This window comes from Clostridium sp. (genome assembly GCF_051278035.1).
Lineage (GTDB): Bacteria > Bacillota > Clostridia > Clostridiales > Clostridiaceae > Clostridium_AD.
On the sequence record NZ_JBNMNU010000098.1, the window covers coordinates 1 to 15,792 of the forward strand.

Annotated in this window: 17 protein-coding genes; 3 read left to right on the forward strand and 14 right to left on the reverse strand. The window is 32.8% G+C overall.

What is annotated here, in order from left to right; translation table 11 throughout:
* From ACJAX4_RS14535 to ACJAX4_RS14545, 3 genes are all read right to left on the reverse strand, one after another.
* Window positions 1-181 (reverse strand): 3-hydroxyacyl-CoA dehydrogenase NAD-binding domain-containing protein (locus ACJAX4_RS14535; protein WP_435790175.1); only part of this gene is annotated, 181 nt, incomplete at its 3' end.
* 28 nt (window positions 182-209) lie between these two features.
* Window positions 210-1,082 carry a 3-keto-5-aminohexanoate cleavage protein gene (locus ACJAX4_RS14540; protein ID WP_435790176.1) on the reverse strand — a complete coding sequence of 291 codons (873 nt, stop codon included), beginning with the start codon at window positions 1,080-1,082 and terminating at the stop codon, window positions 210-212.
* A gap of 286 nt (window positions 1,083-1,368) precedes the next feature.
* A complete protein-coding gene (locus tag ACJAX4_RS14545; RefSeq protein WP_435790191.1) occupies window positions 1,369-2,277 on the reverse strand; it encodes an MBL fold metallo-hydrolase in 909 nt (302 codons plus the stop codon).
* 285 nt (window positions 2,278-2,562) lie between these two features.
* Here ACJAX4_RS14545 and ACJAX4_RS14550 point away from each other — a divergent pair, with 285 nt between their 5' ends.
* Window positions 2,563-3,285: a hypothetical protein gene (locus ACJAX4_RS14550; protein ID WP_435790177.1), complete on the forward strand. Its 723-nt coding sequence runs from the start codon at window positions 2,563-2,565 to the stop codon at window positions 3,283-3,285.
* Between the two features lie 86 nt (window positions 3,286-3,371).
* On the opposite strand, the gene ACJAX4_RS14555 is transcribed toward ACJAX4_RS14550, so the two are convergent.
* The 6 genes from ACJAX4_RS14555 to ACJAX4_RS14580 all read right to left on the reverse strand — a co-directional run bounded on the left by ACJAX4_RS14555 (window position 3,372) and on the right by ACJAX4_RS14580 (window position 9,791).
* The gene (locus tag ACJAX4_RS14555) at window positions 3,372-4,151 is read right to left on the reverse strand and encodes a short-chain-enoyl-CoA hydratase (protein ID WP_435790178.1); all 780 of its coding nucleotides are present in this window, start codon (window positions 4,149-4,151) and stop codon (window positions 3,372-3,374) included.
* A 42-nt stretch (window positions 4,152-4,193) separates the two neighbouring features.
* Window positions 4,194-4,607 (reverse strand): RrF2 family transcriptional regulator, encoded by a 414-nt coding sequence (locus ACJAX4_RS14560; protein ID WP_435790179.1) that lies wholly within the window; start codon window positions 4,605-4,607, stop codon window positions 4,194-4,196.
* A 131-nt stretch (window positions 4,608-4,738) separates the two neighbouring features.
* A complete protein-coding gene (locus ACJAX4_RS14565) occupies window positions 4,739-5,938 on the reverse strand; it encodes an FprA family A-type flavoprotein (RefSeq protein WP_435790180.1) in 1,200 nt (399 codons plus the stop codon).
* 55 nt (window positions 5,939-5,993) lie between these two features.
* Entirely contained in the window at window positions 5,994-7,901 is a 1,908-nt protein-coding gene (locus tag ACJAX4_RS14570; RefSeq protein ID WP_435790181.1) for an acyl-CoA dehydrogenase family protein, read from the reverse strand.
* A 429-nt stretch (window positions 7,902-8,330) separates the two neighbouring features.
* Window positions 8,331-9,323, reverse strand: coding sequence for a hypothetical protein (locus ACJAX4_RS14575; RefSeq protein WP_435790182.1), 993 nt, complete (start codon window positions 9,321-9,323; stop codon window positions 8,331-8,333).
* Window positions 9,324-9,380: 57 nt separating this feature from the next.
* On the reverse strand, window positions 9,381-9,791 hold the full coding sequence (locus tag ACJAX4_RS14580) for a peptide deformylase (RefSeq protein ID WP_435790183.1): 411 nt from the start codon (window positions 9,789-9,791) through the stop codon (window positions 9,381-9,383).
* Window positions 9,792-10,063: 272 nt separating this feature from the next.
* Here ACJAX4_RS14580 and ACJAX4_RS14585 point away from each other — a divergent pair, with 272 nt between their 5' ends.
* Window positions 10,064-11,038, forward strand: coding sequence for a 2-hydroxyacid dehydrogenase (locus tag ACJAX4_RS14585; protein WP_435790184.1), 975 nt, complete (start codon window positions 10,064-10,066; stop codon window positions 11,036-11,038).
* A gap of 84 nt (window positions 11,039-11,122) precedes the next feature.
* Here the strand turns inward: ACJAX4_RS14585 and ACJAX4_RS14590 are convergent, their stop codons facing one another.
* From ACJAX4_RS14590 to ACJAX4_RS14605, 4 genes are all read right to left on the reverse strand, one after another.
* Window positions 11,123-11,671, reverse strand: coding sequence for a hypothetical protein (locus tag ACJAX4_RS14590; RefSeq protein WP_435790185.1), 549 nt, complete (start codon window positions 11,669-11,671; stop codon window positions 11,123-11,125).
* Between the two features lie 121 nt (window positions 11,672-11,792).
* Window positions 11,793-12,611: a PrsW family intramembrane metalloprotease gene (locus tag ACJAX4_RS14595; RefSeq protein WP_435790186.1), complete on the reverse strand. Its 819-nt coding sequence runs from the start codon at window positions 12,609-12,611 to the stop codon at window positions 11,793-11,795.
* Window positions 12,612-12,859: 248 nt separating this feature from the next.
* A complete protein-coding gene (gene rpiA, locus ACJAX4_RS14600; protein WP_435790188.1) occupies window positions 12,860-13,567 on the reverse strand; it encodes a ribose-5-phosphate isomerase RpiA in 708 nt (235 codons plus the stop codon).
* A 38-nt stretch (window positions 13,568-13,605) separates the two neighbouring features.
* Window positions 13,606-14,667 carry a Gfo/Idh/MocA family oxidoreductase gene (locus ACJAX4_RS14605; RefSeq protein WP_435790189.1) on the reverse strand — a complete coding sequence of 354 codons (1,062 nt, stop codon included), beginning with the start codon at window positions 14,665-14,667 and terminating at the stop codon, window positions 13,606-13,608.
* A gap of 204 nt (window positions 14,668-14,871) precedes the next feature.
* Between ACJAX4_RS14605 and ACJAX4_RS14610 the strand changes: the two genes are divergently transcribed.
* The gene (locus ACJAX4_RS14610; RefSeq protein ID WP_435790190.1) at window positions 14,872-15,615 is read left to right on the forward strand and encodes a DeoR/GlpR family DNA-binding transcription regulator; all 744 of its coding nucleotides are present in this window, start codon (window positions 14,872-14,874) and stop codon (window positions 15,613-15,615) included.
* Between the two features lie 51 nt (window positions 15,616-15,666).
* Here ACJAX4_RS14610 and ACJAX4_RS14615 read toward each other — a convergent pair.
* Window positions 15,667-15,792, reverse strand: a 126-nt coding sequence (locus ACJAX4_RS14615; RefSeq protein ID WP_435790192.1) for a DUF4317 family protein, incomplete at its 5' end; no start/stop codon positions are given.

Below are 15,792 nucleotides of genomic sequence, written 5' to 3' on the forward strand. Positions count from 1 at the left end.
CTCTTTCTAGCGCATATTGGGCATTGTTTATAACTTCCATTAAAAGTGATTCTGAATCAGGGCCAGGATCAGTAGCATAAACATCTATTCCTCTGTGAAGACATCTTGCAGCCCATCCTGCTCCTATTACACCTACGCCAACAATGGCTACAGTTTTAACTTCATTTCCTTTGATTAACATTTAAGCACGTCCTTCATTTTTGATTATATTAAATTAACTTTAATTCTTTTCTTGCTTCTTGGGGCGATAGTATCCTCGCGCCCATTCTTTCTAGGATTTCTCGTGCATTTCCTACTAATTCTTCATTAGTTGCAAAATGTCCCTTTCCTAGGTAAATGTTGTCTTCAAGTCCTACGCGTACATTTCCACCCATTATAGCAGATTGAGCTACCCAAGACATTTCCTGACGTCCTAATGCAAAAGAACACCAATCGGCATCTCGTGGCAGTGCATTTACCATAGCTAATAAATTGCTTGTAGTTGCCTCCGCCCCATAAGGTACTCCCATACATAACTGGAACATTGGATCTGGATCTATAAGCCCTTCAGCTATGAGAGTTTTTGCCTGCCAAATATGACCAAGTTCAAAAACTTCAATTTCTGGTTTTACCCCGACTGCCTGTATTCTTCTGGCTGTTTCACGAAGCATGTCCATAGTAGAAACATAAGCGGTGGTTGCATAGTTCATTGAACCACAATCAAGCGTGCATATTTCAGGTTTTATGATTTCAATATGTCTAACTCTTTCAGCTACTGTAGCCATATCAGTTCCAACTCCACCTATTGAAGGATTAGTCTCATCTGGTACAAAGTCAGCTCCCATTCCTGCAGTAATATTAAGAATCATATCTACGCCTGATTCACATATTAATTTGGATACTTCAGTATATAGTTCTAAATCACGGCTAGATAGCTTGGTGTCAACATTTCTTACATGGATATGAGCTATTGCCGCGCCTGCTTTTGCTGCTTTAACTGCAGAGTCTGCAATTTCTTTTGGTGTAACGGGAACATGTGAACTTTTTAAAGCTGAATCCCCCGATCCTGTAATTGAACATGTGATTATTACTCCATTTTTCATTTTGCTTCACTCCTATTTTTTTATTTATATTATTTAGTTATAACTAGGATAATAATTTCTAAGAAGAGATTTTATAATCTTAATTATTTTATAATCATGATGATTTTATATTCATGTTATCATTGTTCATATACTAAGTCAAGGTAAGCCAATGTAAGAGGATATTTTATATACGTACTATTATAAGTTAATCACATTGTATAAAATATCATCATCTAAGATAAAAAAGAGCTTCTAGCTCGTGAGTGTGTTCACCAGCTAGAAGCTCAAGTGTCAAAAATAGATACTAACTATCCGATGGTACCTTTGAGTATTTGAGAAATCCTTTATCAACATTTAAAACTAATATTCCTGTTTCATTCAAATACTCAACATATGACTGTAACATTCTTTCTATCAAAGCATACTTATATGTGCTTTTTACATTAATATTAAAATATTTGATAACAGCCTTAAATATATCTTCCATTGTCATAGAATCCTCTATTACTGTAGCTATTGTTAATGCTCTATTCTTAAAGAAATCTATATTATCAGTTATAAGTTTAGTAATATCATCATCATACATACCCTTATGTGCCACAATATATTTGCTATATTTTAAGTCATAAAGCTTTACTTTGCTTTTCAAATCCTCACTGAGTATGTATGCATAGGGCATTTTAGATCCTTCCATAACTTCATAGCTTATGAGGGCATCGGCTAAATACGCAACATCATCGGGGGTAGTAATGCCTATATGTGCAGGACTATGTCCTGGTGTATGAATAATATTAAATTTAGCACCGCACACAGTTATACTGTCCTGGTTATCCAAAATCATAATATCTGTAACGCATACCATATCACCAAAGTGATCATTGACATCGGTTAATGTTTGGTTATTATAATATAGTTTGAGACTTACTGCAGAGCTACAAATAAGCGCTTCATACTCTGGCATAGCGATAATACAATTATATTTTTCCTTCAAATATGCATTATTTCCTACATGATCTACATGAGCATGAGTGCATAATATAGCAACTATCTTAAAGTTGTTTTTTTCCAAAAACTCATCTATTCCTTCTTTTTCTCCTTCTGCCCATCCTGAATCCAACATAATAATTTCTTTACTACTAATTTTGTAAAAAGGTATGTAAGTCATACCTGTATCAATTAAAAATGTATTACCTTTTACTTGTTTTATTTCCATATTACATTTAGCGTTTTTGTGTATTACAAGTACACAAAAATGCCAAATAGTCACTTCCCTTCTTTGTATATTATTTTATTTTTATTATTATAATATATAGTTAAAAATAAAAATCACAATTATTTTATAATCATGATTACTTTAAGTTTATGTTATCATTGTTGTTTCAGTTAGTCAATCTAAGTGTAGCTTTTTTACAAATAATATGATATGCTAATCGCGTTATATATAATAACTATGATTAAACATTATAATATATTATATAAGAAAGGTAAGAGGAATAAAATGAGTAATAAAACCGTAGCAACTTCTGATAAGAAAAGAATTCAAAAGAATAGAATAATGAAATACTTTATTGAAAGTGTTGAAAAAATAATTTTAGATGAGGGTATAGATTGTATTACAATACGTAAGGTAGCCGATCTTGCGGGATACAATAGTGCCACATTATATAATTATTTCGATAGTTTAGACCATTTGATTTTCATGGCATCCATGAGTCATTTGGAAGAATATCATTTGGCTCTTCCCTCATATACAAAAGATTGTACCAACGGCCTATCACTCTATATGGAGGTTTCAAGATGTTTCTTCAAATTTTCATATGCGGAGCCGGAAATTTACAAACGTCTATTTCTTCAAAATATAGATGATAAGTATAATGAGTATTCTCAGCAATATTATGAGATTTATCCTGAAAAAGGTTTATCATCATCCGAAATATTGGGTTCTGTATTTAGAAAAAGAAATCTATACGAACGAAGCATGACCATGCTTAATGGCTGCGTTACTAATGGACTTTTAGCTGATGGGTTTATAACCCATGAAAATGCAGAAGAATACAATAATGTTGCACTTTTGATATACTTTGGAATGCTAACAAATGTACTGCGTAATGTTGTAGATGCAGAGACCGCTATCCAGCAGTCCATGAAATATTATCGCAATGTTTTACTAGCTTATATTAAGCCTAAGTACGTAGATATGGTTAAACAACTAAAAATTTAAATTTAATATGATTTTTAAAAGGATAGTCAAATTATAATTTGACTACCCTTATGTGACAACAATAATTACTTTATATGTTAATTAAATTACTTGTTTTGAAACACAGGTTTTCTTTTTTCAATAAAAGCTGTCATTCCTTCTCTTTGATCCTTCGTTGCAAAACAAAGTCCAAAAATATCATTCTCCATGGCCATACCTGTTTCTATATCTGTTTCTATCCCTCTATTGATAGCTGATTTTGAATATTTTACTGCAATTTGAGCTACAGAAGCTATTTTATTTGCTAAGTTTAAAGTTATACTCATCAATTCTTCTTGTGGAACAACTTTATTCACTAATCCAATTTTTTCGGCATCTTCCGCTGAAATAATATTCCCTGTATAAATCAATTCTTTTGCTTTTGCGATACCAACTAATCTTGGAAGTCTTAGCGTACCTGAAAAGCCTGGAGTAATGCCGAGGCTTACCTCTGGTAGTCCCAATTTTGCCTTTTCGCTTGCTATTCTAATATCGCAACTCATTGCTAATTCACATCCGCCACCCAATGCAAAACCATTAACTGCTGCAATCACTGGTTTTTCCATAAGTTCTATTTTTCTAAAAACATCTGAACCTATTTTTCCGAATTTTCTTGATTCTTCTACATTTAAACTTTTCATCTCTTCTATATCCGCACCAGCAACAAAAGCTTTTCCTTCACCAGTTATTATTAGTACATAGACTTCTTCGTCAGCTTCAACCATGTCTATAGCAGCATTTATCTCTTTGAATATAGCTAAATTTAAAGCATTTAATGATTTTGGATTATTAATGCTCAAAATTCCAATATTCCCTACTTTTTTATATAAAAGATTTTGAAATTCCATAATATCCTCCTTTCTATTTGATAAAACTTATAAATTGTATGCTTAAACTTCTTCATCTACTAGTTGCCTAAAATTTATATTTTCTAATTCTGCATTTAAATTCTTCTGTATTTTCATCATAGCTTTATGCACAATGCATACACCACTTTTCTTCATATTACAAAAGTTTGGATCAATTACACATCTATTCACACAGACTGGACCGTCTATTGCTTCTATAACATCTTTTAATGTAATTTGCTCTGGCATTTTATTTATAGCATACCCACCCTTGACTCCCTTATAAGATTTTAGAATATCTACTTGTATAAGCTTTCTTAGAAGTTTTAAAAGAAATCTTTGCGGTACACACTCTTTTTCTGAAATTACTTTTGATTCTACCTTTTCACCATATCCTAATTTACACAAGTAAAGTACAACTCTAAGTGCGTAATCTGCTTCTTGTGTTATTTTCATATTATATTTCTCCTTAAAGTATACTTATTTGGTATAATTATTATTTTAAGTCTTTTAACTTATTTTGTCAATAAGAGACCTGCTCACAAATTTTATTTATGAGCAGGTCTCAACTTTATGTTTTTATGAAATTACTTCATTGACTCTATAATGCTATCAACAATTGTATTCATTGAATCAGCATCATCTTCTTTCATCGCTGAGTTCACTAAGAGCTCACTGTCTAAAATAGTTATGTCTTTCATTTCTTCCAAAAGTTCACGCATAAGTCTGCCTGATTGAGGAGCCCATGAACCATTTTCTATAAGAGCGAAAGTTCGTTTTTGAAGATTTAATGCCTTCATATCCATTATATAATTAAGCATTGGCGGATAAATATTCAAGTTGTAGGTTACAGAGGCAAGAACCACATGACTATATTTGAATGTCTCAGAAATCAAATATGACACATGAGTTTTTGCAACGTCATACATAACAACGTTCGTAACACCCTTTTCCACGAGTCTTGTTGCTAGATCGTTTGCAGCGGCCTCCGTATTACCGTACATTGTTCCATAAACAATCATTACGCCATTTTCCTCAGGCTCGTAGCGACTCCACTTGTCGTATTTCTCTAATAAGTAACCTAAATCATTACGCCAAACCGGTCCATGTAGTGGGCATATAATTTTAATGTCAATAGTGCCGGCCTTCCTTAAAAGGTTTTGAACATGAGGACCATACTTGCCAACAATATTTGTATAATAACGCCTTGCATCGTCAAGGAAGTCGCGGTCAAAGTTCATCTCATCATTAAACAACTTGCCATCCAATGAGCCGAAAGAACCGAAGGCATCAGCAGAAAATAGTACACCATTTGTAGTATCAAATGTCACCATAGCTTCTGGCCAATGTACCATTGGAGCAGCCACAAATGCAACAAGATGTTTTCCAAAGGACATAGTATCGCCCTCTTTGACCTCTATTACGTTGTCATCGATATGGAACCCGAACTGATGCATGAACAAAAAAGCTTTTTGGGTGCATACAATCTTTACATCCGGATAACGAAGAACAATCTCTTCAATACACGCTGCGTGATCCGGTTCCATATGGTTAATTACCATATAATCTAAAGATTTGCCGCCTAAAACTGCCTTAATATTATCAAGGAACTGTCTGCAAATTGACCAGTCCACTGTATCAAAAAGCACTGTCTTCTCATCCATTAGTAGGTATGAGTTGTAAGATACACCTCTTGGAATAGGATGAATGTTTTCGAAAAGGGCAAGGCGACGATCGTTGCCACCAACCCAATAAAGATCCTCAGTTATATTTCTAACACAATACATATATAAATCCTCCTTTACACTAAAAACATATTAGTATGTTTAATTATTACAAGAATCAAACTTCTATGAACATATCTTTTTCTTCACCACATGATGGGCAAGTCCACTCTTCAGGTATTTTTTCGAATAGAGTTCCCTCTGCTACTTCGCCTTCATCATCACCAATGCCAGGATCGTATTCATAACCGCATCCATTACATACATAATGCTTCCAAGTCGGAACAAATTTCTTCGCAGCTGCCATCTTCATCTTTATCATTGGTGGAGCCTCAGTTTTAGCTTCCCCATTATCTAAAGCAGTAGTTAGGAGTGGTAAAATCTCCATTAAATCGCCAATAATACCGTAGTCTGAGTTTTTAAAAATTTTCGCATTAGGATTGTTATTTATCGCAACAATTGTAGTTGCATCCTTTATGCCTTTCAAATGCTGTCCTGCTCCTGAAATACCACAGGCAATGTAAAGATTTCCTTTAAATTTTTGACCAGACATACCAACATAACGATTGAGTGGTAAATATTTAAGCGTTTCAGCTACTGGTCGTGAAGAACCTATAGCTGCTCCAGCTTGAACTGCTAAGTCTTCTATAAGTTTCATATTTTCTTTTTCACCTATGCCTTGTCCAACACTTACTACTCTTTCAGCCTTAATTATAGGAGTGTCCATTGGAATTCCAACTGTAAAATCATATTTATCTGCTTTAAGAGCTGCCACAAGAGAATCGACTCTTTCACTAGGAGTTCCTTCTTTAAAAATAACTTTTTTACGATAACCTGTTGCAGGTCCACGTTTGGTAGTTTTAACTGTGCGCTCACTTTTTGGCACTTTACCTATTATGTGTGCTGCGATAACAACGCGATGGATCTCATTAGTTCCTTCATATATTGTACAAATTTTCGCATCTCTGTAAGCACGCTCAACTTCCATACCTTTCATATATCCGTTTCCACCAAATATTTGAAGAGCATCGTTCACAATCTCAAGGCAAACATCTGATGTATATTGTTTTGCCATAGCAGCTTCCATGCCGTAGCTCTCATGATTTTCTTTAAGCTCTGCTGCACTGTAAATAAGCAATCTAGCTGCTCTAAGTTTTGTCGCCATATCAGCCAATTTAAAAGCGATAATCTGCTGCTGGCAGATAGGTTTTCCAAATTGAACTCTTTCTTTTGAGTACTCTAAAGCATTCTCATAAGCGCCTTGTGCTATTCCCAGAGCCTGAGATGCGATACCAATACGGCCGCCATCCAAAGTTGCCATAGCAATCTTGAAACCCTCACCCTCATTGCCTAATAGATTTTCTTTAGGTACTAATACGTCATTAAATAAAAGCTCTGCAGTAGCTGACGAACGAATACCCATCTTGTCATAATGTTGACCAATGCTAAAGCCATCAAACTCTTTTTCCACAATAAATGCACTTATACCTTTAATACCTATATCCGGCGTAGTAATTGCAAATATAACGTAAGTATCAGCCTTACCAGCATTTGTGATGAAGATTTTTTCACCATTTAAAATGTAATTATCCCCATCGAGAAGTGCAGTGGTTTCCGTACCACCAGCATCACTACCAGCGTTTTCCTCGGTAAGACCGAATGCGCCAAGTTTTTCTCCGTTAGCGAGTGGCACCAAGTATTTTTGTTTTTGCTCTTCTGTTCCATATGCATAAATTGGGTATGCACCCAAAGATGTATGAGCGGATAGAATTACGCCTGTACCACCATCCACTCTTGCTAATTCCTCAACAGCGATTGCATAGCTTATTATGTCCAGGCCAGCTCCGCCGTACTTTTTAGGAAATGGAATTCCCATCATCCCTATATCAGCTAGTTTTTTAATTGCTTCTATTGGAAATTTATTTTCCTGGTCTAACATAAATGCAATAGGTTTAACTTCCTCCTGCGCAAACTCTCTGATTTTTGCCCTTAAATTTTCATGTTGTTCCATAGTCTTAAAAAACATAAATGAACCTCCTTTAAATTAATACATCTAATCAATATATTTTACTTCATGAACCATACTTGGCAATATTCCTCTAAAATGTATACCTAAACCGTATACATTGATTGTATACCTAAAAGATATACATTACAAGTTTAATTTGAACTTCTGATCGTCATTGTATTATCGACTTATTATTTATTAATAACTAGATAATTATTAGTATTACAGGTATAATTCGACTTAGAATTGCAGTTCCATAAATCTGTATTTTGACTCACTACATATTGTATGTTTGCTAAATGGTAATATTCTAAAATTTAATATATATAGCCTATAACTCAACTTGAAGGAATTCAATTAAACAAAAAAACAGACACTTCTCCAAAAATGAAGAAGTGTCTGTTTCTAACTTTATAATTATATTAAACTTGTCTGTTCCGTTATTTCTTATTTTGTAGAAGCTACTTCTTTTTCTTTTATATACTCATCCGAGATTGCTCGTGTTATAATCGTAAATTTTTTTCCATTTTTATTTCTACCTTTAAGCATATAATAAGGTACTACCTGTTCTTGAACAAATCCTTCTGGATCGCTCCACAGTACAGTCTCGACACTATTTATAGTGCCTTCGTCATCGGGTTCATCCATGTTATACACTAAAGATTTTTTATTATCTTTTACATTCTTTATCACTTGATCTATTGAAAGACTCGGATAATCTGTAACTTCTTTTACCTCTTCAAGTTCTCTCCAAAGTGAAGCATATCCTATTATTTTTCCATCCTCTCCAAACCAAACAGAGATTTTAGGACCTACTCCAGTATAAACTATGTTATTAATACGAGGACTTTCAAATTTAACTTCTACTCTAAATATTTCTATTGTCTCTATGCCATTGGCATCTTCTCTTTCTAAAGTATATCCTCTATTTACACCTTTACAGACCATATTAGGTTTTGCTATATCATACTGTTGTGCAAAATCTTTAGCTAATTTGATATATTCAGAATCAGATAGTAACTTTTTTAGGGGATTCGTAACTCCATCAATATATTCCTTTGTAAAATATTTAGAGGAACCCGTATTTTTATTTACATAAAAACTAGCATTCTTCCCTTTAATAGCTATATCTTGATCTCTTTCTCTTATTTCTCCTTTTACACCTAATTTTAATGCCATTTCTTTTATTTTAGAATTGTTTAAGTTTGGTTTTTTTACGTTATATACTTTTACACTTTTGGGTAATTTATCTTTATCGATACTGGCGTTAATTTTCAACTCTTTAAAACCTCCGGTTGAACCAGTAGTTCCTAATGAATTTAATACTATTTTTTCTTTAGTCGATGTGTCAACTGAAGTTACTGTTTTGACATTTGAACAACCCACAAATATCAATATCATTGAAACCATCGAAAAACCTATGTATTTATTTTTCTTCATATAACATTTCTCCTAATATATATTTGTTGTCATAATCTCATAAGCGGTCAGTTTCAATTAGATTATTATACCTTCAAAATGATCCATTTCATGTTGAATTATTTGTGCTGTAAATCCAGTAAATACTTGTTTTTGCTTCTTAAGATTCCTATCAAGATACTCCACCTCTATCATTTCATATCTCTTTGTTTTTCTAGAGCCAATTAAAGATAAACAACTCTCTTCTGTTTCATAAAACTTTTCTTTCTTTAATATAACTGGATTTACCATAGGTACAATAATGTTGCCTACAGTAAATACCAATATACGCTTTTTTACTCCAATCATGTTCCCAGCCAATCCAACACAATACTCCAAGTTTGCTGTTAATGTATCTACTAAATCATCAATTATTACTATATCATTTTTAGTTGCATCTTCTGATTTTTGTCCTAAAAACAACATATTTTTTATAATTGGTTTTATCATAATTTATACCTCTTTTCTGTTATATTTTTTATATCATAAACCATCACATAAAATCTTACTCCAAAATAAGCAAGTCGTCAACACGACTGTTACCCAACAAATTCCAAACAAAAAAGACAACAAAAAAATTGGATTAATCGTAGTGGAATCCAGTTTTTAACTTGCTAAACTTAAAAGAATAAAGGAATGCATGGTAATAAATAGAATAGTATAAAAGGAATATAATTAATATTACAAAAAAATTCTAGATGTGAAGTAAACGGGAGGAATTTATGAATAAACCTAATATATATATTGCAGAAAGAATACCTGAAGAGGTAGAACAATATATTGCTAAATATTGCAACTATGAAAAATGGGATTTTCATGAGAAAGTTCCAAGAGAAATATTGTTTGAAAAGCTTGCAGACAAAGAAGGTGTGATACTGACAGATGTACGGATTGATGATGAACTATTAAAGCATGCTCCAAAACTAAAAGTTGTAAGCAATATTATGGTTGGTTACAATAATTTTGACTTAGAAGCAATGAGGATAAGAAAAGTTCTAGGTACGAATACCCCCTCAGTGCTAAATGACACTGTAGCAGATTTAATACTAGGTTTAATGTTATCTACTTCTAGAAGAATTGTAGAATTAGATAGATATGTGAAAGATAATAAATGGATACCTAGAGATGAAGAGAATATTTGTGGGTTAGATGTTCATCATGCTACTTTAGGGATTATTGGTATGGGTAGAATAGGTGAAGAAGTAGCTAAAAGAGCTAAGTTTGGATTTGATATGGAAGTATTATATTATAATAGAAACAGAAAGCAGGAGACTGAGGAAAGGCTAGGAGTAAAGTATTGTGACTTTGATTCTCTTTTACGAAAATCTGACTTCATCGTAGTTATGGTTCCTCTTACAAAGGATACCTATCACCTAATAGACACTGAAGAATTTAATAAGATGAAAAATACAGCCATATTTATAAATGCATCAAGAGGACAGACGGTTAATGAGAAGGCTTTAATAGAATCACTTGAAAATAATAAGATATATGCAGCAGGACTTGATGTCTATGAAGTAGAACCAATTAATTTAGATAACCCTCTACTTAAAATGCCTAATGTAGTTACTTTACCACATGCAGGTACTGCTACTGAAAAAACGCGCCTTGATATGTGCATGGTAGCTGCAGAAAACCTTATTAAAGCAGTTCTTTATGAGACTCCCCCAAATGTTGTGCCTGAACTTAGTAAGTAGAAAAATACGCCAATCTCTAAATTATTAAAAAACTAGAGCATTAAACTCTAGTTTCATATACTTATTTTATAAAATTATAAGTACTTACTTATTACTTTGAATTTTTTTCATAGCTTCTTGAATTTTGAGGTTTATTGTATTAGCTTGTGCTTGGGTAATTACTTTATTATTTACGAGTGAGCTTATCCTATTAATAATAGGTGTTGTATTGGGTGCCACTCTAGTATTAGGTGCCGGTTCAGTATTAGGTGTCATTATTGAATTAGGTGTAGTTACTGAATTAGGTGCCTTTACTCCATTAGGTGTCGTTACTGTGTTAGGTGTCGTTACTGCATCAGGTGCTGTTACTGTATTAGGTACTGTTACTGTATTAGGTGTCATATTGTTTGTTATTGCTGTAAGCACTTTACTGGACTGGGTCTGTGTTATTGTCTTTGCAGTAACTAACTCTTTAAGAGTCTTAGAATAAAGTTGCGTCATGGCTGTTGAGTCCGATTGGTTAGTTTTTATAGGATTTTTCATTTGTTGTCTCGTAACAACGTTTGGTATTTTTGTACGACTACTACAACCAGAAAATACCGTAGCAGTCATACTTACACTAATTAATATTGTAGCGATTTTTATATTTTTCATTTTTTCACCATCCTAATTTTTTTTATTACTTTATTGATTTATGATTAGGATAAATTGATGAAAATATACTAACAATATTAACAAAAAAATTTGCCTAAATGAGCTAGAATCTGACTAAAAGTCATTTTTTTGCTAATCGTTCTCGCGCCTGTTTTTTTGCTTTAAACCACAACCGAATCAATATAAGCATGCTAAGAACACCAATGCTGCCCTGTCCGATAAAAATAACGGCTGTGGAAGATGTAAACATTCCAATTATAGATGGAATTCCATTCCATAGTCCATGAAGTACAACCACCGTAACATATGCTCCAATAACCCTTAAATTTAATATAAATTTTCTCGGAGCACTTTCTCTTAAAAGTACTGCTGCTAAAATAGCTGTCCAAGTACCATGTCCTAGTGGCGATAATATTCCTCTGAGTAGTGTTATATAAACAGTAGATGATAGACTTCCACCACTTTTTAAAAACATAGTAAAGGCATAGCCTGAACTCTCTAATGCTGCAAAGCCCATTCCCGCGGCTGCTCCAATAATTAACCCATCTAGCTGAAGGTCATGGTTTCTATTTCTGAAAATAACTAGTACTGCAACGATTTTTGCGAATTCTTCAATTATACCTACAAATATAGTTGTTGATAAATTTAAGTTATGGATAAAAATTGGTTCAAGCATTGCTGCTGCAAACACTCCTAAAAACCCACCATAAAAGAAACCTGCAAGCGTCATAGGCATACTTACATCGCTCAAAGTTCTTTTTTGATATAAAAAGGCCACGTAGATAACTGGTATAAGGAAATTTCCCAGCATCACTATTGCTGGAAATAGATTTGGGTTTTGCGTTAATACCAGAACTTCTATGCCTACCATGTATAATATTAAGCCTTTTATTAATAATCTCCACCATTTATAACGTTTTTTACTTGTCTTTTTTTCCATATTTCTTATATTCCTTTCCGCGAACCTCCCATCACTTAAGTGACGATCTTATATTATTACTAATTAAGTTCAGTAATCTTCCAAATAAATTCGGTCTAATATATATTGTTCTCAAATTCATTAAAATTATAGGTGCTACTGTATTTATATTATTTAAGAGAAAAAAATAAAAAAAAAGCAGAAAATCGCTCACTTTTGTGACGAATAATTTCCTACTTTGTTTTACCCTTATGCATTAATATCTATGTTTACTTTGTAGTTCCCAAATCATGATATTTTCTTATAACCCTAATACCATTTTCACTTGCCACTATCACTTTAGTAACTATATTATTGAAAAGCGATGTGCTTATAACTCCAGGGATATTTCTGAAACTGTTTTCAAGTTCATAACAGTCCCTAAGAGTGTTGAATTTAACATCAATTAACAAATTACCATTATCAGATATAACAAACCCGTCTTTTCTGCTGCTTGTTCTCACTACAGGATTTCCGCCTAAATTTTTAACCATACTCTCAACATAACTTAAAGCATCCTCTAAAATTTCCAATACAACAGGGTACTTAAAATCTAGTAATTTTACTAGTTTTGTTTCATCCACAAGTAATATATATTCTTTTGCCATTGATGCAATAAGCTTTTCTTTAGTATGGATACCACCACCACTTTTCAGAGCATTCAAATTTTCATCAACCTGATCACAACCATCAAATGCAATTGTTACTTCGCTTACGGAAGAAGTATGAAGTACTTCTAAGTCACTTTTTATACATAATAATTTTGTTTTAATTGACGGAGTTACTATTTTAATATTAAAACCATCTTTTACTTTTTCACTTAGATATTCAATCAGATAGGCTATGGTTCTACCACCACCTAGTCCAATTATTGTATTGTTTTCTATATATTTAAGAGCTTCTTTAGCACATATCCTCTTTAAGTCATCACTTGGCATGGCATATACCTCCTAGTATAGTTAAAATTAATTTATATTTATTCGAATTTCACCCATGCTTTTTCCAAACTACTTTTCTCTGCTAATTCTATTATTCTTATTGTATTTCTTGCCTGTACAGGACTTACTTCTAATTCAGTCTCTCCTAAAATAGAATGATATACATTTTCATAAAATTCTCTATAATCGCCTAGTTCACTTTCTATTTTACCAGTTAATTGTAATTCATTTATTTCTGTATTTATGTTTCCCCATAAAGAACTAGGTTCTCTACCCCATTCTTCAATATTCTTTGGTATTAAGTCATTTTTTAAATCTTCTTCTTGCACATCCATCCCGTACTTAATAAACGACCCCTTATTACCTAGAATAGTGAAATGAGGTCCTATTTCTTTTACAAGCATACCTGCCTTTAGTGTAACCTTTAAGTTATCATAACTTAAAATCACCTCAAAATTATCAATAGTTTCGCTGTCTTCCCTTTGAACTCTCAAATCTGCAAATATTTCCTTAGGAAGACCAAAAAGACACTGAGCCTGATCTATAAGATGGGATCCCAAATCATATAGAATTCCTGATCCAGGCAATTTTTTTTCCCTCCAAGCATTTTGTTTAATATAGTTTCTGAATCTATCATAATGAGCTTCGTATTCGACTATATCTCCAAGCAGATTGCTTTGAATAACTTTTTTCACAGTTTTAAAGTCACTATCCCATCTTCTGTTGTGATGTACAGTTAATAACTTGTTTTTTAATTTTGAAAGCTCTATTATTTCATCTGCTTCCTTTGTGTTAATTGTAAATGGTTTTTCAACCACGACATTCTTACCACCTTCTAAAGCCCTTTTTGCTAAACTATAGTGTGCTGTGTTTGGAACAGCTATGACAACCAAATCTATATTCTCATCCTGGAAAAACTCATCTATATTAGATGTAACAAGAATATTTGGGTACTTATTTTTTAAATTTTCTATATTTTTTTCATTTGTTTCATAAGTCTTATATAAATTTAATCCGGGTACACTACTGATTATCGGTGCATGAAAAACTCTTCCTGATACTCCATAACCTATTAATCCTACATTGATTTTTTTGCTCATAAAATCTTCTCCTTTAAACTACTATTATCTCCAATTAATATTGACAATCCTTTTTATGGCAATATTATACCACATGTTTCATATGAAATCAATAAATGTTTCGTTTTGAAATTCGAATGAATCAATATTGACAACAAATGAACTTTATACTATGATATTGATATATTCTATGTAAATTTAATGTAAATTTAAGGTGGTAATATTATGAATGAAAGGCAAAATGAAATATTTGATATCCTATCTAAAAAACCTAAGGTGACGGTAATAGAACTTTCAAAAATGCTAAGAGTCTCCGAAGTGACCATTAGAAAAGATTTAACTGCTCTTGAAAACCAAGGATTGTTAAAACGGACTCACGGTGGTGCAACGCAAATTGCCTCAAATTCTATAGAAAAGAGAATGCGTTTTCGTTATGAAGAAAAACTTAGAATTGTGAAGGAAGCCGTTAAACTTATTGCAAACGGGGAAACTATATTAATTGAGGCAGGTTCCACCAATGCCCTTTTAGCAATAGAACTTGCCGATAACATCAATGTACATATTATAACTAATTCTGTTTTTATAGCCTACTCGCTGAATCAGTATGAAAATGTGAAATTGACGGTTATCGGTGGTGAATTCCAAAGCGAATCAGAAGCAATGGTTGGTCCTCTTACGAATCTTTGCTTAAGTAAAATATGCGTAGACAAAGCTTTTATAAGTATGGATGGATTCTCTGAAAAATTAGGATTTACCTGTGGAGATTTTCTTAGAGCAGAGGTGGGCAAGAAAATGTGTCAAAGGGCTGAGACTGTTATCATACTTGCCGAGTCGTCAAAGTTTGATAACACTGGAATTACTTCCGTGACAGAACTTTCTAATGTCAGTATTGTAATCACAGATAAGGATATTGCACAGGAAAAGGTAAATATACTTCAGAAGCATAATATTCAGACTATAATAGTTTGATTAGTATGGATATTAATTAATTCAGCATAAAGCGAAATGCAATTATCGATTTTAAATCAGATTATCTACACCATTAACCGTAGTTTGTTCATTGTCATTAATAGGAATAACTATGCATTTTTGGCCATCAATTATTTGATATTTTATTTGAGATACTTTTTCGGGTTTTACCTGTAG

Excerpts from the sequence above, each read along its gene's own strand:
- ACJAX4_RS14540 (WP_435790176.1), bottom strand. The coding sequence starts at position 1,082 with ATGAAAAATGGAGTAATAATCACATGTTCAATTACAGGATCGGGGGAT.
- ACJAX4_RS14545 (WP_435790191.1), bottom strand. The coding sequence starts at position 2,277 with ATGGAAATAAAACAAGTAAAAGGTAATACATTTTTAATTGATACAGGT.
- ACJAX4_RS14550 (WP_435790177.1), top strand. The coding sequence starts at position 2,563 with ATGAGTAATAAAACCGTAGCAACTTCTGATAAGAAAAGAATTCAAAAG.
- ACJAX4_RS14555 (WP_435790178.1), bottom strand. The coding sequence starts at position 4,151 with ATGGAATTTCAAAATCTTTTATATAAAAAAGTAGGGAATATTGGAATT.
- ACJAX4_RS14560 (WP_435790179.1), bottom strand. The coding sequence starts at position 4,607 with ATGAAAATAACACAAGAAGCAGATTACGCACTTAGAGTTGTACTTTAC.
- ACJAX4_RS14565 (WP_435790180.1), bottom strand. The coding sequence starts at position 5,938 with ATGTATTGTGTTAGAAATATAACTGAGGATCTTTATTGGGTTGGTGGC.
- ACJAX4_RS14570 (WP_435790181.1), bottom strand. The coding sequence starts at position 7,901 with ATGTTTTTTAAGACTATGGAACAACATGAAAATTTAAGGGCAAAAATC.
- ACJAX4_RS14575 (WP_435790182.1), bottom strand. The coding sequence starts at position 9,323 with ATGAAGAAAAATAAATACATAGGTTTTTCGATGGTTTCAATGATATTG.
- ACJAX4_RS14580 (WP_435790183.1), bottom strand. The coding sequence starts at position 9,791 with ATGATAAAACCAATTATAAAAAATATGTTGTTTTTAGGACAAAAATCA.
- ACJAX4_RS14585 (WP_435790184.1), top strand. The coding sequence starts at position 10,064 with ATGAATAAACCTAATATATATATTGCAGAAAGAATACCTGAAGAGGTA.
- ACJAX4_RS14590 (WP_435790185.1), bottom strand. The coding sequence starts at position 11,671 with ATGAAAAATATAAAAATCGCTACAATATTAATTAGTGTAAGTATGACT.
- ACJAX4_RS14595 (WP_435790186.1), bottom strand. The coding sequence starts at position 12,611 with ATGGAAAAAAAGACAAGTAAAAAACGTTATAAATGGTGGAGATTATTA.
- rpiA (WP_435790188.1), bottom strand. The coding sequence starts at position 13,567 with ATGCCAAGTGATGACTTAAAGAGGATATGTGCTAAAGAAGCTCTTAAA.
- ACJAX4_RS14605 (WP_435790189.1), bottom strand. The coding sequence starts at position 14,667 with ATGAGCAAAAAAATCAATGTAGGATTAATAGGTTATGGAGTATCAGGA.
- ACJAX4_RS14610 (WP_435790190.1), top strand. The coding sequence starts at position 14,872 with ATGAATGAAAGGCAAAATGAAATATTTGATATCCTATCTAAAAAACCT.